Consider the following 25,466-nt stretch of genomic DNA (forward strand, 5'->3'; position numbering starts at 1 on the left):
TTGCCGTTTGCCGGGCCACACAGGAGAAGCTTCAGACTACGCCAGCGGACGTGAGGGCGGGCGTTTCTGGTTCGCATCGACACGACGAGGCACGCGCATGACCGACGAGGCCATCGAGGTTTTCGCTCACGCCGCGCCGCGGATCAGACGCGTTGCCGTCGATCGCCCCTGGGCCTGGCTCGCCGCCGGCTGGCGCGACGTGACGGCAGCGCCACGCGTGAGCCTCGCCTACGGGGCGCTGATCGTCGTGATTACCTATCTCCTGCTTTTCCTCCTGCTGCAGGCGGGGGTGTTCTGGCTCGTCCTGCCGCTGACGGCAGGGTTCTTCTTCACGGCGCCTTTGCTCGCGGTCGGCCTCTACGAGACAAGCCGGAGGCTTGCCGCAAGGGAGCCGGTCAGTCTCGCACGCGCCCTTGCCGCCTACAGGCGAAACGGCACCCAGCTCTCCTTCATGGGTGTGATGCTCGGGCTGCTACACCTCGGCTGGATCAGGCTTGCCTTGCTCCTCTTCGCCGTCTTCTTCGGCGTCGGCTTCAACCCGAGCTGGGAAACCCTCGTCATCAAGCTGATGGCGCCGAGCGCGATCCCGTTCTGGATCGCGGGCAGTGCCGTCGGTGCCGTTCTCGCCGCGCTCGTGTTCGCGATCTCCGCCGTCTCGATCCCCATGCTGCTCGATCGCGATGTGAACGTCTTCGTAGCCGTGGCGACCTCCTTCGCCGTTGTGCGCGAGAACTGGCCGGCGATGACGCTCTGGGCGGGGCTCATAGTTGCCTTCACCCTCTTCGGCGTCATCCCGTTCTTTCTGGGACTTACGGTGACGATGCCGCTGGTCGGGCACGCCACATGGTACGCCTACAAGGATTTGGTCGAGTAGACATTATCCGAGTTCTGGTGCGAATCGTGACCGTTACAGATTTTCCGAGAAACGGCGGTTGACGCCACACGGCTTGGGCAGTTCCGGCTGACCTGGAACGGACGATCGGGAGGCGCATACGCTATGCGGCCTCGCCAGTTCCTTACCTTTCCCACGGGCCGTTGTCGGCGGTAAGCCGTCCGCCCTGTCGGTAAAGACCTGAGCACGAACGGGCAGCGTTTCCTTTGCAAGGCGTCTGCCATACGCGGGCGCCGCTCGTCTGGGTGTCGCAAAACCAGGTTCAGGCAAGCCCCGCGGCGCGGAAAGCAAGCGCAACGAGCACTGCTGCATTAAGCAGGAGCAGTGGCACGGAGACGAGCCGCAGAGTCGGAGCGAAGCGCCGGGTGAAATACGCGCCGGCGAAGCCGACACCCATCAAAGCTGGCATGGTTCCCGCACCAAAGGCGGCCATGCTTACTGCGCCTCCAAAAGCGGAGCCGGATGCTGCTGCGGCTACAAGCGCACCGTAGAGAAGGCCGCAGGGCAGAAACCCGAGGAGCAAACCCAGGGTGAAGCCCCGTCCCCAGGTCGGATTAGCGAGACTTGGCGCGGCTCTGCGCGACACCGCCTCGCTCACGGCGGAAGGAACGCCGAAGCGGGGGAACCACGAGAGGCTCGGACAGGTCGCCTGCGCAAGTAGCAGACCAGCTCCGAGCACAAGCAAGACAGGCAGAAAGAGAGTGATCCCAGCACCATGCACGGCAACGCCCGACGCAAAGCCTGCGCCCGCGCCGAGCCCAGAGTAAGTGACGAGACGGCCGAGATGATATGGCAGGAGCGCTCCGGCGCTCAGTCGCGACAGTGTTGGCCGCGCGACGAGTCCGGCCGACACCTGCCCCAGCACGAATGGTCCGCACATCCCGGCGCAATGCGTTACGCTGCCGGCAAGACCCGCCACGAACAAGGTCGCCGCAAGCGTCGCGGTGCCTGAACCTCCGAGTGGCGTCAGATCGTGCAAGCACGAGGCAAGCCATTCCATGGAGCGAAGTTTAGGGCGGTCACGGCTGCCGCGCGAGCTCGATCAGGCGTTGCCCGCGACAAACTGGCGGAGCTGATCAGCCTCTTCCTCGACATCGGCGATCCGACGCTTCACCACATCCCCGATGGAGACGATGCCGATCAGCTTCCCTTCCTCGACAACGGGAAGGTGGCGAATACGGCGCTCTGTCATCGTCGCGAGTACCTTGTCGACCGTATCGCACGGCGATCCATATATGATGTCGCGTGTCATCACGGCGCTTGCGGTCAACAAGAGTGCGGCGGCACCGTGTGTGGCGATGGCGCGGATGATGTCGCGCTCCGACAGGATGCCGAGCACGGCATCCGTTGCATCACGGATCAGCACTGCTCCGATGTTATGGCGGGAGAGTAGGCGAGTGATAGCCTCCAGCGTATCATCCGGCCGTGCTGAAAAGATTTCCTGACCCTTTTGCTCCAGTATCGCAGCAACGCTCATCGCGAACCTCCATTGACATAGGGCGCTGTGCGGAAGCCCGCAGCCCGCCCTCCGGCAAAGAAGCAGACATCCCGAGCTACCAAAAACGCAACAGGTCAAGTGTGCAGGTGCACAAAGGCTCGACCATTTGCATTTTCCAGTATGACAGGACGCACTCGCCGGCTTCGCCGTCAGCCCACCCGCCGGAGCGAGCGGCGCAGCCCATCACCTCCACATCAGCACCGCGACGTCGGCAAAGCTAGTGGTTTGATCGAGTTGATGATTCCCTTGTTGGCCCAGACGTGGGAGTCTGGGCGGATGAGGGAAGGCGTTGAGGTCCGGCTCCGGCCGGGCGACCGGGAGCGGCTTGAAGGCGTGGTCTGCGACCGCAAGAGCTCGCGGCACCACGTCTGGCGGGCTCGGATCGTGCTGATGACCGCGGACGGCGCGGGCACGATGGCGATCCGCGCGGCGACCGGCAAAGGCAAACCCACGATCTGGCGCTGGCAGGCGCGCTCCATGCACGACGGTGCCGAGGGCTTGTTCCGCGACGCCCCGCGAGGCCGCGCCTTCGCTTCCACCTCGCCTGAGCAGATCGCCGCGGTGGTCGAACGCACGCTGCACGACGACCCGCCAGCGGCGACGCACTGGACGTTGCGCTCGATGGGGAAAAGGCGAGCGGCCTGGCGCCGTCCACCATCCACCGCATCTGGCGCGAGCACGGCCTGAAGCCGCACCGGGTGGAGACCTTCAAGCTCTCCAACGACCCGAAGTTCGTCGAGAAGGTCCGCGGGCTGCAGGCAACGCCCGAAGGGCGGGACATCGTCGGCCTCTACGTCAACCCGCCCGAGCACGCCCTGGTGCTGTCGGTGGACGAGAAGAGCCAGATCCAGGCGCTCGACCGCACCCAGCCGGGACTGCCGATGAAGCGTGGCCGGGGTGCCACCATGACGCACGACTACAAGCGGCACGGCACGACAACGCTGTTCGCCGCGCTCGACGTGACGGCGGGCACGGTGATCAGCCAGCGCATGCTCCGCCACCGCGCGGCCGAGTTCATCCGCTTCCTGCGGCTGATCGACAAGCAGACCCCCGCCGAACTCGACCTGCACCTGATCCTCGACAACTACGCCGCCCACAAGACTGAGGCGGTGAAGCGCTGGTTGGCCCGGCATCCCCGCTTCCACCTCCACTTCACGCCGACCTCGGCCTCCTGGATCAACGCCGTCGAGGGCTTGTTCGCCACGCTGACAAAGCGTCGCCTGAACCGCGGCGTCTTCCGCTCCGTCATCGAGCTGAACCAGGCCATCCATGCCTATCTCAATGCCCACAACGCCGACCCGAAGCCCTTCCGCCAGACCGCGCCCGCCAACACCATCATCGGCACGCACCAGCGCAGGAAACGTTCGCTGGAATCACTCTACTAGGCTCAGGACTGATTGGCCGAGCCAGAAGGTGACGATGGCGGCGAGGGTGATGGCGCCGAAGAAGATGGTGGCGCATTGGTCGTAGCGGGTGGCGATGCGTCGCCAATCCTTGAGGCGGCGGAAGGCGATCTCGATGCGGTGGCGCTGACGATAGAGCGCCTTGTCGTAGGGGATGGGCTGCTTGCGGTTCTTCTTGGTCGGGATGCATGCGGCGATGCCACGCTCGGCGAGCGCGGCGCGGAACGGGGTGCTGTCGTAGCCGCGGTCAGCGATCAGCTTGCGCGCCGGCGGCAGGAGTGGGGCGAGGATGTTGGCGCCCTTCTGGTCGTTCATCTGCCCGGCGGAGAGCATCATGACGACGGGGCGGCCTTGGCTGTCGCAGACGGCGTGGAGCTTGGCGTTCAGCCCGCCCTTGGTTCTGCCGATGCACCGATCAGGCGCCCCGTTTTGAGGAGGCTGGCCGCGGTGCGGTGGGCCTTCAGGTGCGTGCTGTCGATGATTAGCCGGTCGGGCTCGCCGGCCTCGCCGGCGAGGGCGGCGAAGATGCGGCTGAACACTCCAGCGGACGAAGCGGTTGTAGAGGGTCTTGTGCGGGCCGTAGCCCGGCGGGGCGTCGCGCCAGCGCAGGCCGCCCCGGATGACGAAGATGATGCCGCTCAGCACGCGCCGGTCGTCCACGCGCGGGATGCCGTGCGAGAGCGGGACGTGCGGCCGGATGCGCCGCATCTGCGCCGGGGTGAGCAGGAACAGGACGGACATCAGGGCACCTCCGCCCCGTTCAGAATCACGCCCGCCCGCGTCGCCGCAAGCAGATTAATGGGTCCTGAGCCTAGTGAGACCCGACGCGAGAAACACCAGTATAACGAGATTGGATCGAGATGAGCGAGTACCGTTGCCGGCGAACTTGCCAGCGGAAGACCATCCTGCCTGCGCCAGAGGGCGAGGGCGGAGCCGAGGACGGTGCGGAGGCTGTCTGGGATCAGGAGGGTGGCTCCGCTGGGAGTGCTGGAGCGGAGCGCCTTACAAACTTCGGGCTTTCCAGGGCTCGAGCCACGAAAGCTCAACCCCGCGCAGTGATCGCGTTCTTCGCAAGGCAAGCTCCCGATGAGCTGGCCCTTTTTTCCTTGGACATCCATTTGTCGAAGGACGCCCGAGGATGGCTGCTTCCGAGATGCCGAGACGAGAGACCCCGGAGCGGGGTGATGGGGCTGAGCGGCGCGCCGGCGGCGGGGCCGCTCGCTCCGGGGCAGCGCTGGAGCGTGGCGCGCAAGCGCGCGGTGGTGCTGCGCCTGATCGCGGGCGAGCCGGTGGAGCTTGTGTCGCGCGAGATCGGCGTGCCGGTGTTCAAGCTCGAGCGCTGGCGCGAGCGAGCCGAGGCCGCGCTGGAAGGGGCGCTCAAGGAGCGCGAGGCCGACGGCGAGGGCCCCGAGCTGGCCGCCGCGCTGCGTCGGATCGGCGAGCTCAGCATGGAGGTCGACCTCCTGCGCGCGAAGATGGGCCAGTCCCCCGGCCCTTTGGCCCGGAAGCGGTGGCGGTGATGGCCGGGTCGGTCTCTCCTGCCACCGGCCGCGCCTACGGCGTGGCGCGGGTGTGCGCGGTCTGGGGCGTGCCGCGATCATCGTTCTACCTGGCCCGGCAGGCGGCGCAGGGCTTGGCCCCCGCGCGGCCGACCGGCCGCCGCGGGCCGAAGCCCGCGGTTCCGGACACCGCCCTGCGGGCGGCGATCCGGGCCGACCTCGCCCGCTCGCCCTGGTCGGGCGAGGGCCATCGCAAGGTCTGGGCGCGGCTGCGCGTCCGGGACGGGCTGCGCATCGCGCGCAAGCGGGTGCTGCGGCTGATGCGCGAGAACGCCCTCCTGTCGCCACACCGCGCCCGCCCACGCCCCGCCGACGACCATGACCGGAAGATCATCACCGACGCGCCGAACGTGATGTGGGCCATCGACGGCACGCAGGTCGCCACGGTGCGCAACAGCAAGGTCTGGCTCTTCGCCACGGTGGAACACTGGAACGCGGAGGCGCTCGGCTGGCACGTCAGCAAGCGCGGCACGCGCCGCGAGGCGCTGCAGGCCATGGGCATGGCCGTGCGCCAGCAGTTCGGCCATCTCGGCCGCGACGCCGCCCGCGGCGTCCAGCTGCGCCATGATCACGGCAGCTGCTTCATGGCCGAGGACTTCCAGAACCAGACACGAGCCTAGGGCATGACCCCGAGCTTTGCCTTCGTAGGCAGCCCCAGACCAACGGCGTCGTCGAGCGGTTCTTCCGCACACTCAAGCCCAACTTGGACAGTCGTGCGGAACATATGAGGAACTCTTTGGCCTAACTTAGTGATCGGGCAGAGGGCGTCTCTGGTCGGCCGAAAGTTTTAGTGAAAACATTTTGCGTAGACGATCAGGAATAGCTTGCGAATCAGCTCTTCCCGCGCGCACAACAGGGCATGTTCGTCGTCGAAAAGGCAGCCCGCGGCCGCCGCTACCTGTACCTCGTCGAAACCGTCCGAGAACCAGGCGGACGCGTCCGCCAGCGCATCCTCCAGCCACTTGGGCGCAAGGACATTCTCAAACAGTCCGGCGCCCTCGATCGCCTCCTCCAATCCCTCGGACGACATTGCGAACGCAGCATCATCCTTTCCGACATCGCCGCCGGCACCATCGCCTGTCGCCGCATCGGCGCGCCGCTGCTGTTCGGGCGCCTGTGGCAACGCGTCGGTATCGCCGATGTGCTCCACAACCGTCTCGCCGGCCGCGGCTTCGAGTTCGACGTCGAGCGCGCGATCTTCGTCACCGTGCTGCACCGGATCATGGTCTCGGGCTCGGATCGCGCCTGCGAGCGCTGGATGGAGGACTACGAGATCCGAGGTGCGGAGGGCCTTGCGCTGCACCACCTCTATCGGGCGATGGCCTGGCTTGGCGAGGAACTGCCCGACGCCGAGCAGGCCGGCGCCACCCCCTTCGCGCCCCGCTGCGTCAAGGACCAGATCGAGGAGGAGCTGTTCGCCCGCCGGCGCGACCTGTTCAGCGAGCTGTCGGTGGTGTTCATGGACACCACCTCGCTCTGCTTCCATGGCCGCGGCGGGGAGACGCTCGGCCGGCGCGGCCATTCCAAGGACCATCGACCCGATCTCAACCAGATGCTCCTCGCCGTCGTCATCGACGCAGACGGCAGGCCCCTCTGCACCGAGATCTGGCCGGGCAACACCGCCGATGTCGCGGTGCTGCTGCCTGTGATCGACCGCCTGCGCAGCCGCTTCGCCATCGGGCGGGTGTGCGTGGTCGCCGACCGGGGCATGATCTCGCAGGCCACCATCGAAGGCCTCGAGGCGCGTGGTCTCGAATACATCCTCGGCGCGCGCGAGCGCTCGGATCCGCTCATCCGCGAGGTGGTGCTGGCCGATGAGCGTCCCTTCACGCCCCTCCTCATCGAGCGCGCCAACGGCGCCGAGACCGAGCTTCGGATCAAGGAGGTCAGCGTCGCCGGCCGGCGCTACGTGGTCTGCCGCAACGAGGCCGAGGCCGAGCGGGATCGCGCCGACCGTCAGGCCATCCTCGCCGGTCTCGAGCGCCAGCTGAAGCGCGGCGACAAGGCGCTGATCGGCAACTCGGCCTATCGGCGCTACCTGCGCCGCCTCCGCGACGGCGACGGCAAGCCCGGCCCGGCCTTCGAGATCGACCCCGGCAAGGCCGCCGAGGAGGCCAAATACGACGGGCTATTCGTGCTGCGCACCAACGCCCGCATCACCCCTCTGCAGGCGGTGCTGCGCTACCGCGACCTCCTTGCGGTCGAAGAGCTGTTCCGCCGGACCAAGGCGCTGCTGCGCACCCGCCCGATCTACCACTCCTCCGACGCCGCCATCCGCGGCCACGTCTTCTGCTCCTTCCTCGCCCTCCTGCTGCAGAAGGAGTTGGCCACGCTCTGCGCCGCCAAGGGCGTGAAGATCGAATGGGCCAATCTGTTGCGCGACCTCGATCGTCTTCAGCAGGCGACGATCGAAAAGGACGGCAAACGGATCGTCACCCGCACTCACGCCGAGGGCCAAGTCGGGCGCGTCTTCCAGGCAGCCGGCGTCGCCCTGCTGCCGCCGCACTTCCGTGAACACCCAGGCTGAGCAGCCGCCTGCTCACGCCAACCGCACGTGTCGTGCAAACAACCGACACACACGCCCTATCGCATTGGAACAACAGGCGTTTTTCTCAGACAGTCTCCAAGTTGGGTCAAGGAGCAGGTCGTCCACGGCCGCGTCTTCGAGACCCTCGAAGACCTCCGCGACGCCGTCCGAGCCTTCATCGCCCGCTACAACGCCCAATGGCTGATCGAGAAAAACGGCCACCTCAGCCCACACGCACGACGCCGCCAACACGAGCTTGCGGCCATGCCCATGGCCGCGTAACCCAACCGAGTGTCCAAGGAACCGGGTCCGGTTCAACAGCAACGCGGGGCAGCAGACCGTCTGGCTCTGATAAATCGGCTCGACCGGATTGCCGGGCTTGTTGCGTCCATCAGGGTGCCGTTGAGCTATGGCCGCGAACTGTACGATCTTCGGCAGCACATCGATTTCGTCCGCGGCCTTATCGACAGCGGCCGTAGCCTGGGCGGGAGTGCAAAGCCGCACCGCGGCCCTTCGCCGCCGACTGGTCTATAGTATCCCCTCGCTCCGAAAGCTGAGCCAACGTCCGTTGCCGATTATGAGGTGATCATGCAGCGTTACCGAGAGCACAGCTGCCGCCTCCTTGACCATCCGTGTTATCTCAATGTCCGCCCAGCTAGGGCTCGGGTCACCGGAAGGGTGATTATGGACGAGAATAAGTGCAGTGGCATGTAGATCCAGCGCGCGTTTGAGCACCTCGCGAGGGTAGAAAGGGGTGTGGTTCACTGTGCCACGAGCTAGCGCCTCAGCGGCAATCAGGCGGTTCTTGCTGTCAAGGAAAAGTACGCGGAACACTTCCGTTTTCTCTCGTGCCATCGCGGCCGTCAGATACTCGAGTAGCCTATTCCAAGTGTCCAAAATTGGTCTTTCTATCACCTCACCCTGCGCCAGCCTGAGCGCTGCCGCCTGAACGAGCTTAAGCGCTGCCACGCTGTGCACGCCGAGCCCTCTGGTCTCTAGCAAAGCCTGCTTCGGTGCAGCAAGAACATTGGCGAAACTGCCGTAGCGGTTTATGAGCGCCTTCGCGAGCGGCTTGGTGTCGCCCCTTGGCATAGCAAAATAGAGCAGCATTTCGAGCAATTAATAGTCGGCGAGCGCATCAGGACCACGCGTGAGCAGCTTGTCGCGCATCCGGCCCCTATGCCCGTGCGGACCGGTGCTCTCAAAGGGCAGGAAACCCGAAACTTGTGCTAGCCCGCTTCCCTGCGGCGTCTCCGGCGGCTGCTCATCTCGGGCGCCGGGCAATCTCTCAATCGGCTGCCGCTCGACAACGAGCATCGACGCTGACAGCGATTCGGCGAACCCGCCCGGCTTCACCTTTGGCTCGGCGTCGGCACGACGGATGCGAGGAAGCTTTGAAACAGGCCACACAGTGCACCATCCGCCCCGCTACTCGAAAACGGTAGCATACCAGACAAATAAATACAACTTAAAGTTGTTAAATGGAGGGTGTAGACAGGCTTGGAGCGTTTCGAAGGGAATCCCTGGGCGCCGTGGTGGTTCACGCTACAGCGGTTTCCATCTTCAGGCTGCCCCTTCAGGGTTTGCTCGCGAACAAGCCTCGGGAGCTTGCCTTGAACCGGACCCGGTTCCTTGGACACTCGGTTGGGTTACGCGGCCATGGGCATGGCCGCAAGCTCGTGTTGGCGGCGTCGTGCGTGTGGGCTGAGGTGGCCGTTTTTCTCGATCAGCCATTGGGCGTTGTAGCGGGCGATGAAGGCTCGGACGGCGTCGCGGAGGTCTTCGAGGGTCTCGAAGACGCGGCCGTGGACGACCTGCTCCTTGAGTGTGCGGAAGAACCGCTCGACGACGCCGTTGGTCTGGGGCTGCCTACGAAGGCAAAGCTCGGGGTCATGCCCTAGGCTCGTGTCTGGTTCTGGAAGTCCTCGGCCATGAAGCAGCTGCCGTGATCATGGCGCAGCTGGACGCCGCGGGCGGCGTCGCGGCCGAGATGGCCGAACTGCTGGCGCACGGCCATGCCCATGGCCTGCAGCGCCTCGCGGCGCGTGCCGCGCTTGCTGACGTGCCAGCCGAGCGCCTCCGCGTTCCAGTGTTCCACCGTGGCGAAGAGCCAGACCTTGCTGTTGCGCACCGTGGCGACCTGCGTGCCGTCGATGGCCCACATCACGTTCGGCGCGTCGGTGATGATCTTCCGGTCATGGTCGTCGGCGGGGCGTGGGCGGGCGCGGTGTGGCGACAGGAGGGCGTTCTCGCGCATCAGCCGCAGCACCCGCTTGCGCGCGATGCGCAGCCCGTCCCGGACGCGCAGCCGCGCCCAGACCTTGCGATGGCCCTCGCCCGACCAGGGCGAGCGGGCGAGGTCGGCCCGGATCGCCGCCCGCAGGGCGGTGTCCGGAACCGCGGGCTTCGGCCCGCGGCGGCCGGTCGGCCGCGCGGGGGCCAAGCCCTGCGCCGCCTGCCGGGCCAGGTAGAACGATGATCGCGGCACGCCCCAGACCGCGCACACCCGCGCCACGCCGTAGGCGCGGCCGGTGGCAGGAGAGACCGACCCGGCCATCACCGCCACCGCTTCCGGGCCAAAGGGCCGGGGGACTGGCCCATCTTCGCGCGCAGGAGGTCGACCTCCATGCTGAGCTCGCCGATCCGACGCAGCGCGGCGGCCAGCTCGGGGCCCTCGCCGTCGGCCTCGCGCTCCTTGAGCGCCCCTTCCAGCGCGGCCTCGGCTCGCTCGCGCCAGCGCTCGAGCTTGAACACCGGCACGCCGATCTCGCGCGACACAAGCTCCACCGGCTCGCCCGCGATCAGGCGCAGCACCACCGCGCGCTTGCGCGCCACGCTCCAGCGCTGCCCCGGAGCGAGCGGCCCCGCCGCCGGCGCGCCGCTCAGCCCCATCACCCCGCTCCGGGGTCTCTCGTCTCGGCATCTCGGAAGCAGCCATCCTCGGGCGTCCTTCGACAAATGGATGTCCAAGGAAAAAAGGGCCAGCTCATCGGGAGCTTGCCTTGCGAAGAACGCGATCACTGCGCGGGGTTGAGCTTTCGTGGCTCGAGCCCTGGAAAGCCCGAAGTTTGTAAGGCGCTCCGCTCCAGCACTCCCAGCGGAGCCACCCTCCTGATCCCAGACAGCCTCCGCACCGTCCTCGGCTCCGCCCTCGCCCTCTGGCGCAGGCAGGATGGTCTTCCGCTGGCAAGTTCGCCGGCAACGGTACTCGCTCATCTCGATCCAATCTCGTTATACTGGTGTTTCTCGCGTCGGGTCTCACTAGGCTCAGGACCCATTAATCTGCTTGCGGCGACGCGGGCGGGCGTGATTCTGAACGGGGCGGAGGTGCCCTGATGTCCGTCCTGTTCCTGCTCACCCCGGCGCAGATGCGGCGCATCCGGCCGCACGTCCCGCTCTCGCACGGCATCCCGCGCGTGGACGACCGGCGCGTGCTGAGCGGCATCATCTTCGTCATCCGGGGCGGCCTGCGCTGGCGCGACGCCCCGCCGGGCTACGGCCCGCACAAGACCCTCTACAACCGCTTCGTCCGCTGGAGTGTTCAGCCGCATCTTCGCCGCCCTCGCCGGCGAGGCCGGCGAGCCCGACCGCCTAATCATCGACAGCACGCACCTGAAGGCCCACCGCACCGCGGCCAGCCTCCTCAAAAGGGGGCGCCTGATCGGTGCATCGGCAGAACCAAGGGCGGGCTGAACGCCAAGCTCCACGCCGTCTGCGACAGCCAAGGCCGCCCCGTCGTCATGATGCTCTCCGCCGGGCAGATGAACGACCAGAAGGGCGCCAACATCCTCGCCCCACTCCTGCCGCCGGCGCGCAAGCTGATCGCTGACCGCGGCTACGACAGCACCCCGTTCCGCGCCGCGCTCGCCGAGCGTGGCATCGCCGCATGCATCCCGACCAAGAAGAACCGCAAGCAGCCCATCCCCTACGACAAGGCGCTCTATCGTCAGCGCCACCGCATCGAGATCGCCTTCCGCCGCCTCAAGGATTGGCGACGCATCGCCACCCGCTACGACCAATGCGCCACCATCTTCTTCGGCGCCATCACCCTCGCCGCCATCGTCACCTTCTGGCTCGGCCAATCAGTCCTGAGCCTAGTAGAGTGATTCCAGCGAACGTTTCCTGCGCTGGTGCGTGCCGATGATGGTGTTGGCGGGCGCGGTCTGGCGGAAGGGCTTCGGGTCGGCGTTGTGGGCATTGAGATAGGCATGGATGGCCTGGTTCAGCTCGATGACGGAGCGGAAGACGCCGCGGTTCAGGCGACGCTTTGTCAGCGTGGCGAACAAGCCCTCGACGGCGTTGATCCAGGAGGCCGAGGTCGGCGTGAAGTGGAGGTGGAAGCGGGGATGCCGGGCCAACCAGCGCTTCACCGCCTCAGTCTTGTGGGCGGCGTAGTTGTCGAGGATCAGGTGCAGGTCGAGTTCGGCGGGGGTCTGCTTGTCGATCAGCCGCAGGAAGCGGATGAACTCGGCCGCGCGGTGGCGGAGCATGCGCTGGCTGATCACCGTGCCCGCCGTCACGTCGAGCGCGGCGAACAGCGTTGTCGTGCCGTGCCGCTTGTAGTCGTGCGTCATGGTGGCACCCCGGCCACGCTTCATCGGCAGTCCCGGCTGGGTGCGGTCGAGCGCCTGGATCTGGCTCTTCTCGTCCACCGACAGCACCAGGGCGTGCTCGGGCGGGTTGACGTAGAGGCCGACGATGTCCCGCCCTTCGGGCGTTGCCTGCAGCCCGCGGACCTTCTCGACGAACTTCGGGTCGTTGGAGAGCTTGAAGGTCTCCACCCGGTGCGGCTTCAGGCCGTGCTCGCGCCAGATGCGGTGGATGGTGGACGGCGCCAGGCCGCTCGCCTTTTCCCCATCGAGCGCAACGTCCAGTGCGTCGCCGCTGGCGGGTCGTCGTGCAGCGTGCGTTCGACCACCGCGGCGATCTGCTCAGGCGAGGTGGAAGCGAAGGCGCGGCCTCGCGGGGCGTCGCGGAACAAGCCCTCGGCACCGTCGTGCATGGAGCGCGCCTGCCAGCGCCAGATCGTGGGTTTGCCTTTGCCGGTCGCCGCGCGGATCGCCATCGTGCCCGCGCCGTCCGCGGTCATCAGCACGATCCGAGCCCGCCAGACGTGGTGCCGCGAGCTCTTGCGGTCGCAGACCACGCCTTCAAGCCGCTCCCGGTCGCCCGGCCGGAGCCGGACCTCAACGCCTTCCCTCATCCGCCCAGACTCCCACGTCTGGGCCAACAAGGGAATCATCAACTCGATCAAACCACTAGAAATACACTGCTTGCAGGCCATGGTCCAACCGGCATTCGCATCCGTACAGAAATAGGAATGATCTCCACTGGAGACCTCTGCTTCGCTGAGGCTTGTGGTGTGAAGGCGAGGCGGCGATGGGTCAGCGTCGGATTGGCCAGGTCAGCTTGGCGGAGGCGCTGCTGCCGGCGGGGGCTGGATCGAACCGCCGTCTGGAAAGGATCGCCGGCCTGATCGACTGGGCGCCGATGGAGCACCTGCTCGCCGCGCTGCGCGCACCCACCGGCCGGCCCGGCTATCCGCCGCTGGCGCTCTTTCGGGCGCTGCTGCTGGCGCAGTGGTACCAACTCTCCGATCCCTGCCTTGAGGAGGCGCTGGCCGACCGGCTGTCCTTCTGCCGCTTCTGCGGCTTCGGCCTGGATGACGGCACGCCGGACGAGACCACGCTCTGCCGCTTCCGCAGCGCACTTGCCGAGCGAGGCCTGGCCGAGGCCCTATTCGCCGAATTGAACCGCCAACTCGACGCCCGTGGCCTGGTGCTGAAGGCTGGTACGCTGATCGACGCGACGCTCGTCGAGGCCGCGGTCGCCCGTCCGCTGCAGAGCAAGGGCGAGGTCTCCACCAAGGACCCGGAGGCCGGCTTCACGCGGCGCGGTCAGCGCAGCTTCTTTGGCTTCAAGGCGCATGTCGCGGTCGATCTCGGCTCGGACCTGATCCGCGACGCCGTGCTGACAGGCGCCGATATCGGCGACAGCCTGGCCGCGGATGGGCTGGTGCAGGGCGACGAGGCCGCGGTGTTCATGGACAAGGCCTATGACAGCGCCGCCCGACGTGAGGCGCTGGCCGAAGCCGGGATCGCCGCCGGCATCATGCCTCGCGGTCATGCGCGCCGCCCGCTCACCGCCTGGCAGCGCTGGATGAACGTGGCCCTGGCGCCGATCCGCAGCCAGGTCGAGCGCGCCTTCGGCACGCTCAAGCGAAGCTACGGCTGGCGCCGCGTCCGCTACCGCGGCCTGCTGCGCAACGGCGCCCATCTGCACCTGCTCTGCACGGCGATGAACCTCCGTCGCGCCAAACGCCTCATCGCCTGACGGGAGAGGTGCGTCAGCCGCACGGTCGCCAAACACTGAAACCGAACACAAAGGCCCCTTCCAGCCCGCCGTCGCCCCTCCATCACCCGATCAGGCGCATTTCGCAGGAGTCTCCGAAGCGGGCGTGGATCCTGGTGCTCAGTCCGCCACGAGAACGACCGATGGCGTGATCCGGACCCCCCTTTTTGGCCCCGGCAGCGTGCTGGTGCGCGCACGATCGACCTGTCGATCAGCGCGAGCGAGCCGGGCGAGCGCGCCGCCAGCGCCTCGAAGATCGCGAGCCACACGCCGCGCTTGGCCCAGCGGTTGGAGCGGTTGTACGCGGTGGTGTGCGGCCGGTAACCGCTCGGGCAGGTCGCGCCACGGCGTTCCGGTCCGAAGCACGAAGAAGATCGCGTTCAGCACGCGCCGGTCGTCGAGCCTTTGACGGCCGATCTGCCGACCTTCCGCACCCGGCAGCAAGGGCTCGATGATCCGCCACTCCGCCTCGCTCAAGTCAAACCGCGACACACCCGCTCTCTGACACCACCCACGGCGCATCAGATCGCACTGCGTCGCAGCAAGCACTTTCGGTTCAGGACTTAGGCGCGAGGCGATAGCCAAGCTCGCTCGGGCAAGCGATCGTGTCCGCTCGGCCGGATCAAACCGAAAGCTCCACGATTTGCAACGGTGGGGGGCGTATGGTCCTGCTTATGATCCAGAGCCAGACGATCTATTTAGGCTCAGGACTCATTGTCCGAGCCAGAAGGTGACGATGGCGGCGAGGGTGATGGCGCCGAAGAAGATGGTGGCGCATTGGTCGTAGCGGGTGGCGATGCGTCGGAAATCCTTGAGGCGGCGGAAGGCGATCTCGATGCGGTGGCGCTGACGATAGAGCGCCTTGTCGTAGGGGATGGGCTGCTTGCGGTTCTTCTTGGTCGGGATGCATGCGGCGATGCCACGCTCGGCGAGCGCGGCGCGGAACGGGGTGCTGTCGTAGCCGCGGTCAGCGATCAGCTCGCGCGCCGGCGGCAGGAGTGGGGCGAGGATGTTGGCGCCCTTCTGGTCGTTCATCTGCCCGGCGGAGAGCATCATGACGACGGGGCGGCCTTGGCTGTCGCAGACGGCGTGGAGCTTGGCGTTCAGCCCGCCCTTGGTTCTGCCGATGCACCGATCAGGCGCCCCCTTTTGAGGAGGCTGGCCGCGGTGCGGTGGGCCTTCAGGTGCGTGCTGTCGATGATTAGGCGGTCGGGCTCGCCGGCCTCGCCGGCGAGGGCGGCGAAGATGCGGCTGAACACTCCAGCGGACGAAGCGGTTGTAGAGGGTCTTGTGCGGGCCGTAGCCCGGCGGGGCGTCGCGCCAGCGCAGGCCGCCCCGGATGACGAAGATGATGCCGCTCAGCACGCGCCGGTCGTCCACGCGCGGGATGCCGTGCGAGAGCGGGACGTGCGGCCGGATGCGCCGCATCTGCGCCGGGGTGAGCAGAAACGGGACGGACATGAGGGCACCTCCGCCCCGTTCAGAATCACGCCCGCCCGCGTCGTCACAAGCAGATTAATGGGTCCTGAGCCTAACGAATAAAGTCAAAAGCTCTCAGAGGCTGTCTCGGAATGCGGGCGGAACGGGGGTTGGGTGGTCACGGTAGGCTGTGATTCCAACCGGTTGTCGAGACCGAGCTGGAGTCGCAACCGATGCGGACCGCAACCACCCGGCGGCAGCATAGCCGCGCGGGCCTTCGCTACGCGAGCGACGTGACGGATGCCGAGTGGGGCATCCTGGAAGCCCTGCTCCCCCGACCCGCCTGTCGTGGCCGACGCTGGGCCTGACCGCTGCAGAAGATCATCAACGCAATCTTCCATGTGCTGCGGGCGGCCTGCACTTGGCGGCTTCTGCCAGACAGCTTCCCGCCTTGGCGGACGGCGTTTCGCCGGTTCGCCCAGCTGCGCGATGGCGGGGTATGGGAGGCCATATACCATGACCTGGTGATGCTCGACCGCAAGCGGTGCGGGCGGGAGGCCAGCTCGACCGCCGCAGTGATCGATAGCCAGAGCGTCAAGACGACCGAGAGCTGCGGGCCGCGCGGCTACGACACCGGCAAGAAGGTGAGGGGCCGCAAGCGCCAGGTCATGGTGGATACCGACGGGCGCGGGCTGACCCTCGACAACCATCCGGCCGACATCCAGGACCGTGACGGCGGGCCGCCCCTGCTGCGCACCTCGCGCCGCAGCTGGCTGTTGATCCAACGCGGCTATGCCGATGCCGCCTATGCCCGCGACGGACCCGCCAGGGCCAGTCCGATCCGGGTTGAGATCGTGCGCAAGCCAAGGGATCAGATCGGCTTCGCCGTCCACGCGCGCCGCTGGGTGGTCGAGCGCTTCTTCACCTGGATCGGTCGAAACCGCAGACTGGCCGAGGACTTCGAGACCACCATCGCCTCCGCCCAGGCCTTCCTCTACGCCGCCTCCGCCATGCTCATGCTACGCCGCGTCGCACGTTCCGCATAAGATTCACGACGGACTCTCAGTCCTGACCACTCCGTTCGAGCAGGCTGCGGCGCACATTCGCTCGGCATGCCCTTGCGCCGCAGGAGAGACAGCCGACGATCACGTGCCACTGGAAGCGCGCGACACGGCAGGACGGCCGAGGTCGCGCCGCAATCAGCAGGTAGCGTCGGCCATGGTCCTTTACGCTCCCCGCAGGACACCACCCAAGCGATGCACACAGGCCCGCCGCCTTGTCGGTGAACAGCCAGATCATGGAGAAGCCCCCTAGCCGGGCGGCGCATTCGACGGCGGCGACAAGCACCCTGCCGTAGCCGCGACCGCGTCTGTCAGGAACGACGAAGACCGAGGCGAGCCACGGTGTGAGATCGGGGCAGCTGTCGGCATCCTCCGCTGCGAGGCTTGCTGTGCCGACCGGCACGCCATCCCCAAGAGCGACAAAACATTGCTCGAGGCCAATACGGGACGTGCGCCCGGCTATCATCGCGCGTGTGGTCGTACGGGCGTCCCTTACCTTGCCCCCATTCCACCCAAAGCCAGCGCGCGACCGGTTCGGCAAGATCCGGCCGATCGGCAATCGTTGTCAGCGATAGCGCCATAGGCTGCTCTGCCTCATGCGGGAAGGCGGCGGAAGGCGAGCTGCACCGTGCCGATCCAGATCCCCCAGCGATAGACGCGGGCGGTATTCAGCACAGTCTCTTCGTCGATACGGAACATCCAGTCGTCAAATCGCACCTCCCACAAGCTGTCGCCTACCTTGAGATTGATCCGGTAAGAAAACTGAAAAGCGTTACCTGCTTCGCGGCCGATGGCTACGCCGATCACGTCATCCGCCCTGCCTTCCCACAAACGGTCTCCAGTCCGTGTCAGTCGCCAGATGCGCCGCTGCTTCTCTCCGTCATTGTAGGTGAAGTCCTCATCTAGTGTGAGGGTAGTGCCGTCCCAGGTACCAACGATGTCGACCACAAAAGTGCGGCGGACCTTTCCGAATCGGTCCTCGAACAGGCCGGCGGCGCGCGTCTTTCCCGAAAAGAATTGCTCGAGCCTCAGTTCCGGCTTTCCGGCAGCGAAATCGTCGATTCTCATTCCGCCTCCGCATCCTGCAAGCAGCAGCATTGCGCCAAGGCCGGCGATCATGGCGCGGATCAGCCTTGCCATGATCCCGTGTCCCCGTTCTCGCTTCTGAGGTCGATCCAGGAGAGGTGTCCTCCCTTGCCGGCGCCTGTGTCCATGAACACAGCCCTCCCGCCCGCGCGTCCGAACCGGATATGGGGTCGGCCGTCGCTGCTGCGATTGTCGTGGCCACAATAGACCGTGAAGCCCTCGGGGATCGTGTCCACCCAGTCGAGCAGGCGCAGAGGGTACCCGTCTTCGATCAAAGCACCCCGAACGGTTTGGCCATAGATCGCGCGGGCAACGGCTCCCTCGGGGCGCCTCGACCCGGCGTTGGGCGGCGAAGGGTGGAGGAGCATCGATGGGTGGAACCCTCCATGTACGAAGAGTGTTCGCCTGCCCCAGATGACCCAGGCGGGAGCGCGGGCGATCTCCTCGACCGCCCTGCAGCAGATCGCTGCGGCGTTGTGGTGACGGGCGAGCTGGGCGAGAGTGGTTCCAAGCCCGTCATTCGCCGCCGGCGTTGCGGCGCCAAGGAGGGCGCGCCGAAGCTTTCGGTCATGGTTCCCAAGAAGGAATAGCCCGGTACCTTGATCGATCAGAGCGAACATTGCCTCGAGAACGCCTGGGCTGTCGGGCCCGTGATCAGTCAGGTCGCCGAGCTGCACAATGAAGAGCCTTTCAGCCTCCGCACCCTCGATCGCCGCACGGAACGCTTCCGCTTCGCCATGGACGTCGCCGACAACGCGCACGCCGCTGAAGCGGGCAGAAAGTGTGAGCCTCATCCCCCTGATCCAAGTTGTGCCCTGAGCCGTGCCTGGGCGGCGGCGTCCAGCGGGAAACTCCACATGAGCGCAACCGCGAGCAGCTTCAGCGTCACCGGGGCGGCGCAATAGAGGCCGACGAGCGCGCCGAGCCCTGTGGCTCCTTCTGGTGCGGCTCGGAAGCCAAGCACTTCAAGGAGGGGCAGACCGGCACCCACAGCCGCCGCGTTCCCGAGCTTCTGGGCCATCGAGGACACCGCGAAGAGGAGGCCGGCGCGCCCCTCACCTGTGGCGATCCGATCTAGGTCGACGACATCGGCCTGGATCGCCGGAGGAAGAGCAAGGTCGGCACCGAGCGACGCCCCTGAGAAGATCGAGATCGCGAGGAATGGCAGCCAGTCTCCGGGCCCGAGCAGCGGGACGAACGCGAACACGAACGAGGCCCAGAGCATCGCCGCGCACCAGGCTCGGTGCTTGCCAAGGTGAGCGGAGAGCCGCGTCCAGACAGGAACAGCAAGGATTCCAGCGAGAAAATACGCGAGCAGGAGCGGTCCGGCCTTGTCGTCCGCTTCGAGCAGATGTGTGACCACCAGAAGGAACAAGGAGGCTGGCAGGCCATTGGCCATGCCATTGGTCACCCAGGCGAGAAGAAGGCGTCGGAACGGCGCGTTGCCGACCAGCGGCGCGAACGTGGTGCCAAAGTCTCGCGGCTGTAGGGGGCGAACGGGAGCCGGCGGATCGGGAACGAAGGCGAACAGAAGAGCGAAGGCCGGAAGCGCGAGCCCCAGCGTGACAATGGCCAGCGCGCGGAGGTCTTCCGCGATTCCACCGGTGATGACCGCCGGCACGAGGGCGGAGACAACGATTCCCGAGAGAGTTGCCGCCTCGCGCCAAGCGTTGATGCGAGTACGCTGGTGATACTCAGGCGACAGCTCGGCGCCCCAGGCGGTGTGGGTGATGTTGAGCATGGTCCAGCCCAGATAGACGAGGCTGGCCGTGATGAAGAGGTGCATAGCGCCTGCGCCGGCGGGCGGAACAAACAGCAGCCACACGGCTGGAGCCGCGATCGGCAACGCGGCGACCGCCCAGGGGCGGCGTCGTCCGAGACGGCCCCGCGTGCGGTCCGAGAGCAGGCCGATCAGCGGGTCTGTCACGACATCGAGAAGCCGGGTGGCGAACAACACAAGGCCGACGGTGGTAAGCCCAAGCCCCATCGAGTCGCCCCAGAAGGTCGGCACATAGACGTTCAGCGGCAGGCCCAGGATCGCAAGAGGGAAGGCCGGCGCGGCATACGCCGCAAGCTGCCTGGGTGGAAGCGGCGGCACGTGGTTCAGGGGCGGGCGAGCACGAATCGGCCGACATCGGTCCAGCCGGCGCGGAAGCCTGTCTCGCAGTAGCAGAGATAATATTCCCAAAGGCGCTTGAAGCGCTCGCCGTAGCCGAGCGGCGCGAGGCGTGGCCAAGCGTCCTGGAAACGCGCATTCCACTGACGGAGCGTTTCGGCGTAGGACTGACCAAACCACGCCTCCGACTGCCATATGAGGCCGGCTCGGCTCGTCTCCTCGCGCAGTCGCGCCGGCGAGGGCAGCATACCACCGGGGAAGACGTAGCGCTGGATGAAGTCAGCCGAGCGGCGATACGTTTCGAAATACCTGTCTGCGATCGTGATGATCTGCAGGCCGGCGCGGCCGCCGGGAGTGAGGCGATCACGGAGCGCAGCGAAGAACGGCGCCCAGTAGGCTTCGCCGACCGCCTCGAACATCTCGACCGAGGCGACCCGGTCAAAGCGCTCTTTCACGTCGCGCCAGTCCTGAAGCCTGATCTCGACGCGATCGGCGAGACCTGCCTTGGAAATGCGCGCCATCGCGTAGGCATGCTGCTCGCGCGAAAGCGTGAGCGCGACGACACGCGCACCGAAATCGCGTGCCGCCGTCTCCGCGAGATAACCCCAGCCGCAGCCGATCTCGAGCAGGCTGTGCCCCGGGCGAAGATCGATTGCGGCGAGCAGGTTACGCACCTTGCGAGCCTGGGCCTCTTCGAGCGTTTCATTCGAGGCAGCAAACTCGGCCGACGAGTACGTCATCGACGGGTCGAGCCACGCGGCATAGAACTCGTTGCCAAGGTCATAGTGCGCAGCGATGTTCCGTCGCGCGCCGCGGCGCGTGTTTGGGCGGAGCGCGTGGAGAATTCGCGACACCAGGCGGACGAGGGCGTTGCCGCGCAGTACAGCATCCCACTCTTCCTCGTTCGCTACCGCCAACCCCATCACTGCCCTGAGATCGGGAGAGGACCAGTCACCGTCCAGGTAAGCCTCAGCCCAGCCGAGGCTCCCGCCAAGCGCAAATCGTCTGATCGCGCGCGGCGAGTGGAGGATCACCTCGGCGCAGGGACCAGGACCGTGGCCGCCGAAACAATGGACGGAGCCATCGGGGAGTGTGAGCTTGAGATGACCTGCCCTGACAAGGCCCGCAAGCCGAAGCGCGAGGCGGAAGCGCCTGTCCTGTCGCAGAGTGTGATGGGTGGTGAGGCTGGTTCCGAGGCCGTGCATGCGTTGTGCCCGTTAGGCGGCGGCGGATACAGGCGGATCAGGCGGAGCTGGGCGCGCGTGGAAACGTGCTCCCTTGCGCCAGAGCTTCAACGCTTCCCAATGGATCGCGGCAATGGTCTTCACGGTCACGAACGGCAGGGTCAACAACGCAGCAGCGAGAGCTCGATCGGTCATTGCGACACCGCGGCCGTTCATCGTAGCCGTAAGCAACAGGGCACCCGCGCAGTCTTCCTGCTCGATCGCGATGGCGAAGCGTTCGCCCGGCACGCTGAGACTGAACCTGTAGCGGCAGTCCATACCGAAGAATGGGGAAACATGGAGAAGCTTGCCGGCACAGTGCCGCCATGGCGCATCGCCATCGAGCCGGGCAAGATAACTGTGCTGGTCTCCAAAGGTGTTCTTCACCTCATAGAGCACGGCCCCGGGGGTTCCATCACTCCTATCACAAAAATAGATGGAAATCGGGTTGAACACGTATCCCGCGACGCGAGGCATGGCGAGAAGGCGGATGCGGGCGGCACAGTCGTCAAGCCCATGGCGGGCGAGCGCCGCCTCGACCCAAGGCCGGAGGGGAGAGCCGTCGCGCGCACCATGGTCACGACATCGAAAGGATACCAGTCCAGGCGACTCGGCTGTCATTAGCCGCGACTGCGCCGCGACCTCCTCGATCCGGTCGATATCGATCAGGAGCGTCCAGATGCGGTATTCGAAGCGGTGATGGAAAGGCTGGTGCCTCGCATGCATGACGCGCATGCGGTACAGGACGGCCGGCGTCTCCGAAAGCGCACTCATGCGGCCCGATCGAGTGCCGCCTCGACCCAGGGGGGGGAGACGCCGAAGCCGCGCGCAACAGAGACTGCCGAAGCAATTCCATCCTCGTGGAAGCCGTACCCTGTCCAGGCGCCGCAGAACCAGGTGTTGCGATCGCCCTGCAGCGATGGCAGTGCTCCCTGGGCAGCGATCATTGCGGCATCGTAGCAGGGGTGCCGATATGTCTTCTCAAGGATCACCCGGGAGGGATCAGGCTCGCGCAGCGGGTTCAGCGTCACGAACAGAGGTTCAGGTGTGGCGAGGTTCTGCAGCCTGTTCATCCAGTAGGTCACCGAGACTTCTCGGCCATGATCGCGCCGGTCGCGCGCGAGATAGTTCCAAGATGACCACACGCGCTTGCGTCTGGGCATCAGCCGAGCGTCGGTATGGAGCACCATGCGGTTCGCCTGAGTGCGCACGGCGCCGAGGATGGAGCGCTCGCGCGGCGATGCATCCGCAAGCAGCCGAAGCGCTTGGTCGCCATGAGTGGCAATCACCACCGCATCGTGTCCACTGACGGTGCCGTCGGCGAGGTGGATCGACACCCCATTGGGGCGACGCAGCACGGCTTGGACTGGCACGCCTTTGTGCACGGAGGTCGCGAGATCGGCCTCCATGCGGCCGACGTAGGTGCGCGAGCCACCGGTTACCGTCCGCCAGACAGGCCGTCCGGAAAGGCGGAGGAGGCCGTGATTGACAAAGAAGCGAATGAAGATTTTTGCAGGGAACTCGTACATGGCGCTGACTGAGGCTGACCAGATCGCCGCTCCCATTGGCAGGATATGGTCCTCGATGAAACCCGGGCCGTAGCGGTTGCGATCGAGATACTCGCCGAGGGTTGGATCGTCGTCACTGCAAAGAAGCTTTGGCGCTTCACGGTAGAAGCGCATCACGTCGCGCAGCATGGCGAGGAAACGTGGGCGGGCGATATTGCGTTTCTGGGCGAAAAGCTGGGGAATCGATCCGCCACCGTACTCGAGCCTGCCCCCGCCGATCGAGACCCCGAAGCTCATATCGGAGCGTTCCGTTGCAACTCCGAGATGGCGGAACAGGGCGGTAAGATGTGGATAGTTCACGGTATTGTAGACGATGAAACCAGTATCCACAGCTATATCTTGCCCGCCCAGCCGTATGACCTGCGTATCAGCATGGCCTCCGAGCCGATGTTCTGCCTCGTAGAGAGTTACCGTGCAGTACTCTCGCAGAAACCAAGCAACCGAAAGCCCGGGAATGCCGGCACCGATCACAGCGACCGAACGTCGCCGCCCCGCTCCCCATACACCATCCATTCAGGCAGCTCCCTTCTCGGCGGAGATAGCCTCGAGCGCTGCAAGAGCGCGAGCGCGCGCTTCAGCATGCTCGACGATCGGTAGAGGGTAGGTTCGCCCGAGAACGACGCCAGCCTCCGCAAGCACAAGTGGCGACGCTTCCCAAGGCCGATGGATCAGGGCGGCTGGAAGTCGTGCGAGTTCAGGGACCCAGCGGCGAACGTACGCTCCTTGGGGATCGAACTTCTCGCCCTGGAGAACCGGATTGAAAATCCGGAAATAGGGAGCGGCATCTGCGCCACAGCCGGCAACCCATTGCCAGGAGGCGCTGTTGGCAGCGAGGTCCGCGTCGACCAGCGTATCCCAGAACCACGCCTCTCCTTCCTGCCAAGGGATCAAGAGATGCTTGATGAGGAAGGATGCAGTGATCATTCGCACCCGGTTATGCATCCAACCTGTGTGCCAAAGTTCCCGCATGCCGGCATCGACGATCGGATAGCCTGTGCGCCCACGCTGCCATGCCTTCAGAGCGACCGGATCGTTCCGCCATGGGAAGCGAGAGAAAATCGGCTTGAGCGGCACGTGTGGCATTTCGGGCCGGTGCCAAAGCAGATGATAACTGAACTCCCGCCAGATCAGCTCCTTCAGAAAACTCTCGGTCGGCACTGCGTGGGCGGCGCCGGCCGCAAGAGCCGAGTGCCAGACCTCTGAGGGAGAGATCTCACCCCAGTGAAGGTACGGCGAGAGGCCGGATGTGCCGGGAACGTCAGGGCGGTTGCGGAGCGTGTCGTAGCGGGGGAGTGCCTCACGGAGGAACCGCTCAAGGCGTGCCGCTGCTCCCGCTTCGCCTGGCCGCCACGTGGTTTGCAGCCCGCCGGCCCAGTCAGGTTTGCTCGGAAGGAGCCGCCAAGCCTCAAGCCGGTCGGAGGCCGGCACATGGTTGGGCGGGATGAGCCGCGCAGGCGCCGGCTTCGGCTGCGGCGGGGGTGCGGCGTTGAAGCAGGCGCGGCTGAACGGGGTGTAGACGCCGTACGAACCGCCCGTCCTTGTTCTGATGTCCCAGGGCTCGAACAACAGGGCTGTCCTGGCTCCCTCGATCCTCACCCCGCGCGCTGCAAGTGCGGCGGCTACGGCTTTGTCGCGCTCGCGCGCCCATGGCTCATACATCCGTCCAGCGAACACTGCCTGTGCGCCCACCTCCTCAACGATCGCTGGTATGAGTTGACGGCTATCGCCGCGTCGAAGCACGAGCGGCAGCCCGCGCGACCGGAGCGCGTCAGCGAGCGCGACGAGGCTGTGGTGAAGCCACCAGCGCGACGCGCCCCCGGGCGCCCAGGCGCCGGCCGAGGCATCGTCGAAGACGAATACAGGCAGCACAGGCGCACCTGTCGCCGCAGCGGCCGCCAAAGCCGCATTGTCCCCAAGCCGGAGGTCCTGGCGGACCCACCAGATCACCGGTGCCCCGGTGGCCTTCTCCATGCGCCAAACGCCTCGCCTGCCCTTTCAATGCCTCGGCGCACCCGGCCGTGACACGGCCAAATCGCCTCTCCCGTGACCTCGATATGGGAGGATCGCGGGTTTTGCCAGACCCTGATGCTGTCCCGCAGCGGCCGGGCTGGACAAACAAGCGCGTGACCCCCCGACCATGGGATGTGTACGCGCCTCCCTCCTTCCGAATCACCGATCGCCACCGGCTGCGGGCCCTGGCCTCTGGGATCAGCCTCGCCACGCTCGTGATCAATGGCGCCGAGGGACCGGTCGCGGCGCATCTGCCGCTCGTGTTCGAGGGCGAGGCGCTGATCGGACATCTCGCCCGGGCAAACCCGCTCGCGAGGCTGCTCATGCCCGATGCGCCGGCACTCGCGGTGTTCGTCGGTCCCTCTGTCTATGTCACGCGGTCCTGGTATCCCTCGAAGCGTGAGCACGGCCAGGTTGTGCCGACATGGAACTACCTCGCGGTGGAGGCTCGCGGCCCGTTCGTGCCGGTGACGGACCCGGAGGAGCTCCTGAACATTGTTCGCCGGCTGACCGACTTCCTCGAGGGGGAGCGGGAGCAGCCCTGGGCCGTCGAGGATGCGCCGGCCGATTTCATCGCGAGCATGATGGAGGCGATCATCGGGTTCCGCATTACGGTCACCGCGCTGGAGGGGACGGCGAAGCTGTCGCAGAACCGCCCTGAGGCCGATCGCGAAGGCGTTCGCGCCGGCCTCGCGTCCTCAGGTGACGCGGCTGCGGCGGCGCTTGCCTCGCTGATAGCGCGCTGACCCGCGC

Annotated in this window: 24 protein-coding genes and 4 pseudogenes; 9 read left to right on the forward strand and 19 right to left on the reverse strand. The window is 66.3% G+C overall.

Going from position 1 to position 25,466, the window contains the following annotated elements; genetic code table 11:
- Positions 1 to 97: 97 nt before the first annotated feature.
- Positions 98 to 874 carry a DUF2189 domain-containing protein gene (locus tag KO353_RS12665; protein WP_218285090.1) on the forward strand — a complete coding sequence of 259 codons (777 nt, stop codon included), beginning with the start codon at positions 98 to 100 and terminating at the stop codon, positions 872 to 874.
- A 280-nt stretch (positions 875 to 1,154) separates the two neighbouring features.
- On the opposite strand, the gene KO353_RS12670 is transcribed toward KO353_RS12665, so the two are convergent.
- Both KO353_RS12670 and KO353_RS12675 read right to left on the reverse strand, forming a co-directional pair.
- Entirely contained in the window at positions 1,155 to 1,892 is a 738-nt protein-coding gene (locus tag KO353_RS12670) for a sulfite exporter TauE/SafE family protein (RefSeq protein ID WP_218285091.1), read from the reverse strand.
- A gap of 42 nt (positions 1,893 to 1,934) precedes the next feature.
- Positions 1,935 to 2,369, reverse strand: a complete 435-nt coding sequence (locus tag KO353_RS12675) for a CBS domain-containing protein (RefSeq protein WP_218285092.1) — start codon at positions 2,367 to 2,369, stop codon at positions 1,935 to 1,937.
- Between the two features lie 297 nt (positions 2,370 to 2,666).
- On the opposite strand from KO353_RS12675, the pseudogene KO353_RS12680 reads away from it, so the two are divergent.
- Positions 2,667 to 3,775 (forward strand): annotated as a pseudogene (locus KO353_RS12680) (IS630 family transposase).
- Here KO353_RS12680 and KO353_RS12685 read toward each other — a convergent pair.
- Complete coding sequence (locus KO353_RS12685; RefSeq protein WP_235691847.1) at positions 3,764 to 4,534, reverse strand: IS5 family transposase; 771 nt, start codon at positions 4,532 to 4,534, stop codon at positions 3,764 to 3,766. The pseudogene KO353_RS12680 and the gene KO353_RS12685 sit on opposite strands and share 12 nt — an antisense overlap.
- A gap of 443 nt (positions 4,535 to 4,977) precedes the next feature.
- Between KO353_RS12685 and KO353_RS12690 the strand changes: the two genes are divergently transcribed.
- The 3 genes from KO353_RS12690 (at position 4,978) to KO353_RS12700 (ending at position 7,879) form a co-directional block, all read left to right on the forward strand.
- Positions 4,978 to 5,313, forward strand: a complete 336-nt coding sequence (locus KO353_RS12690; RefSeq protein ID WP_218284934.1) for a transposase — start codon at positions 4,978 to 4,980, stop codon at positions 5,311 to 5,313.
- Positions 5,313 to 5,972 (forward strand): DDE-type integrase/transposase/recombinase, encoded by a 660-nt coding sequence (locus KO353_RS12695; RefSeq protein WP_218285093.1) that lies wholly within the window; start codon positions 5,313 to 5,315, stop codon positions 5,970 to 5,972. Before KO353_RS12690 ends, KO353_RS12695 begins: the two co-directional genes overlap by 1 nt.
- 239 nt (positions 5,973 to 6,211) lie before the next feature.
- Positions 6,212 to 7,879, forward strand: a complete 1,668-nt coding sequence (locus KO353_RS12700) for an IS1634 family transposase (RefSeq protein ID WP_218285094.1) — start codon at positions 6,212 to 6,214, stop codon at positions 7,877 to 7,879.
- A gap of 12 nt (positions 7,880 to 7,891) precedes the next feature.
- Here the strand turns inward: KO353_RS12700 and KO353_RS12705 are convergent, their stop codons facing one another.
- The 5 genes from KO353_RS12705 to KO353_RS12725 all read right to left on the reverse strand — a co-directional run bounded on the left by KO353_RS12705 (position 7,892) and on the right by KO353_RS12725 (position 10,771).
- Entirely contained in the window at positions 7,892 to 8,320 is a 429-nt protein-coding gene (locus KO353_RS12705; protein ID WP_218285096.1) for a hypothetical protein, read from the reverse strand.
- A gap of 87 nt (positions 8,321 to 8,407) precedes the next feature.
- Positions 8,408 to 8,989, reverse strand: coding sequence for a RadC family protein (gene radC / locus KO353_RS12710; protein WP_328774476.1), 582 nt, complete (start codon positions 8,987 to 8,989; stop codon positions 8,408 to 8,410).
- Positions 8,990 to 9,528: 539 nt separating this feature from the next.
- Positions 9,529 to 9,819: an integrase core domain-containing protein gene (locus KO353_RS12715; RefSeq protein WP_218287221.1), complete on the reverse strand. Its 291-nt coding sequence runs from the start codon at positions 9,817 to 9,819 to the stop codon at positions 9,529 to 9,531.
- A complete protein-coding gene (locus KO353_RS12720) occupies positions 9,777 to 10,436 on the reverse strand; it encodes a DDE-type integrase/transposase/recombinase (RefSeq protein ID WP_218285093.1) in 660 nt (219 codons plus the stop codon). The genes KO353_RS12715 and KO353_RS12720 overlap by 43 nt, the downstream gene beginning before the upstream one ends.
- The gene (locus tag KO353_RS12725; protein WP_218284934.1) at positions 10,436 to 10,771 is read right to left on the reverse strand and encodes a transposase; all 336 of its coding nucleotides are present in this window, start codon (positions 10,769 to 10,771) and stop codon (positions 10,436 to 10,438) included. The genes KO353_RS12720 and KO353_RS12725 overlap by 1 nt, the downstream gene beginning before the upstream one ends.
- 443 nt (positions 10,772 to 11,214) lie before the next feature.
- Between KO353_RS12725 and KO353_RS12730 the strand changes: the two genes are divergently transcribed.
- Complete coding sequence (locus KO353_RS12730; RefSeq protein WP_235691848.1) at positions 11,215 to 11,985, forward strand: IS5 family transposase; 771 nt, start codon at positions 11,215 to 11,217, stop codon at positions 11,983 to 11,985.
- Here the strand turns inward: KO353_RS12730 and KO353_RS12735 are convergent.
- A pseudogene (locus KO353_RS12735) lies at positions 11,974 to 13,082 on the reverse strand (IS630 family transposase). The gene KO353_RS12730 and the pseudogene KO353_RS12735 sit on opposite strands and share 12 nt — an antisense overlap.
- Positions 13,083 to 13,258: 176 nt before the next feature.
- Here KO353_RS12735 and KO353_RS12740 point away from each other — a divergent pair.
- On the forward strand, positions 13,259 to 14,212 hold the full coding sequence (locus KO353_RS12740; protein ID WP_218285097.1) for an IS5 family transposase: 954 nt from the start codon (positions 13,259 to 13,261) through the stop codon (positions 14,210 to 14,212).
- 121 nt (positions 14,213 to 14,333) lie between these two features.
- Here KO353_RS12740 and KO353_RS12745 read toward each other — a convergent pair.
- Together KO353_RS12745 and KO353_RS12750 are read right to left on the reverse strand one after the other, a co-directional pair.
- Positions 14,334 to 14,722 (reverse strand): annotated as a pseudogene (locus KO353_RS12745) (IS5 family transposase); the annotation flags it as partial.
- 219 nt (positions 14,723 to 14,941) lie between these two features.
- Positions 14,942 to 15,691 (reverse strand): IS5 family transposase, encoded by a 750-nt coding sequence (locus KO353_RS12750; protein WP_235691849.1) that lies wholly within the window; start codon positions 15,689 to 15,691, stop codon positions 14,942 to 14,944.
- Between the two features lie 191 nt (positions 15,692 to 15,882).
- Between KO353_RS12750 and KO353_RS12755 the strand changes: the two are divergent.
- Positions 15,883 to 16,695, forward strand: a pseudogene (locus KO353_RS12755) (IS5 family transposase).
- Positions 16,696 to 16,711: 16 nt separating this feature from the next.
- On the opposite strand, the gene KO353_RS12760 reads toward KO353_RS12755, so the two are convergent.
- The 8 genes from KO353_RS12760 to KO353_RS12795 all read right to left on the reverse strand — a co-directional run bounded on the left by KO353_RS12760 (position 16,712) and on the right by KO353_RS12795 (position 24,674).
- Positions 16,712 to 17,176, reverse strand: a complete 465-nt coding sequence (locus KO353_RS12760; protein ID WP_268906190.1) for a GNAT family N-acetyltransferase — start codon at positions 17,174 to 17,176, stop codon at positions 16,712 to 16,714.
- Positions 17,177 to 17,304: 128 nt separating this feature from the next.
- Positions 17,305 to 17,850 carry a DUF3833 domain-containing protein gene (locus KO353_RS12765; RefSeq protein WP_235691850.1) on the reverse strand — a complete coding sequence of 182 codons (546 nt, stop codon included), beginning with the start codon at positions 17,848 to 17,850 and terminating at the stop codon, positions 17,305 to 17,307.
- Positions 17,838 to 18,590, reverse strand: coding sequence for a metallophosphoesterase (locus tag KO353_RS12770; RefSeq protein WP_218285101.1), 753 nt, complete (start codon positions 18,588 to 18,590; stop codon positions 17,838 to 17,840). The genes KO353_RS12765 and KO353_RS12770 overlap by 13 nt, the downstream gene beginning before the upstream one ends.
- Positions 18,587 to 19,894 carry an MFS transporter gene (locus KO353_RS12775; protein ID WP_218285103.1) on the reverse strand — a complete coding sequence of 436 codons (1,308 nt, stop codon included), beginning with the start codon at positions 19,892 to 19,894 and terminating at the stop codon, positions 18,587 to 18,589. The genes KO353_RS12770 and KO353_RS12775 overlap by 4 nt, the downstream gene beginning before the upstream one ends.
- Positions 19,895 to 19,899: 5 nt before the next feature.
- Positions 19,900 to 21,117 carry an SAM-dependent methyltransferase gene (locus KO353_RS12780; RefSeq protein ID WP_218285104.1) on the reverse strand — a complete coding sequence of 406 codons (1,218 nt, stop codon included), beginning with the start codon at positions 21,115 to 21,117 and terminating at the stop codon, positions 19,900 to 19,902.
- Positions 21,118 to 21,129: 12 nt separating this feature from the next.
- Positions 21,130 to 21,909: a DUF1365 domain-containing protein gene (locus KO353_RS12785; RefSeq protein ID WP_218285105.1), complete on the reverse strand. Its 780-nt coding sequence runs from the start codon at positions 21,907 to 21,909 to the stop codon at positions 21,130 to 21,132.
- On the reverse strand, positions 21,906 to 23,216 hold the full coding sequence (locus KO353_RS12790; protein WP_218285106.1) for an NAD(P)/FAD-dependent oxidoreductase: 1,311 nt from the start codon (positions 23,214 to 23,216) through the stop codon (positions 21,906 to 21,908). Before KO353_RS12790 ends, KO353_RS12785 begins: the two co-directional genes overlap by 4 nt.
- Positions 23,217 to 24,674, reverse strand: a complete 1,458-nt coding sequence (locus tag KO353_RS12795; RefSeq protein WP_218285107.1) for a cryptochrome/photolyase family protein — start codon at positions 24,672 to 24,674, stop codon at positions 23,217 to 23,219. It lies immediately after the preceding gene.
- 152 nt (positions 24,675 to 24,826) lie between these two features.
- Between KO353_RS12795 and KO353_RS12800 the strand changes: the two genes are divergently transcribed.
- Positions 24,827 to 25,459, forward strand: coding sequence for an FMN-binding negative transcriptional regulator (locus tag KO353_RS12800; protein ID WP_235691852.1), 633 nt, complete (start codon positions 24,827 to 24,829; stop codon positions 25,457 to 25,459).
- The last annotated feature ends 7 nt before the right edge of the window (positions 25,460 to 25,466 follow it).

The sequence above is a fragment of the Elioraea tepida genome (genome assembly GCF_019203965.1).
Lineage (GTDB): Bacteria > Pseudomonadota > Alphaproteobacteria > Acetobacterales > Acetobacteraceae > Elioraea_A > Elioraea_A tepida.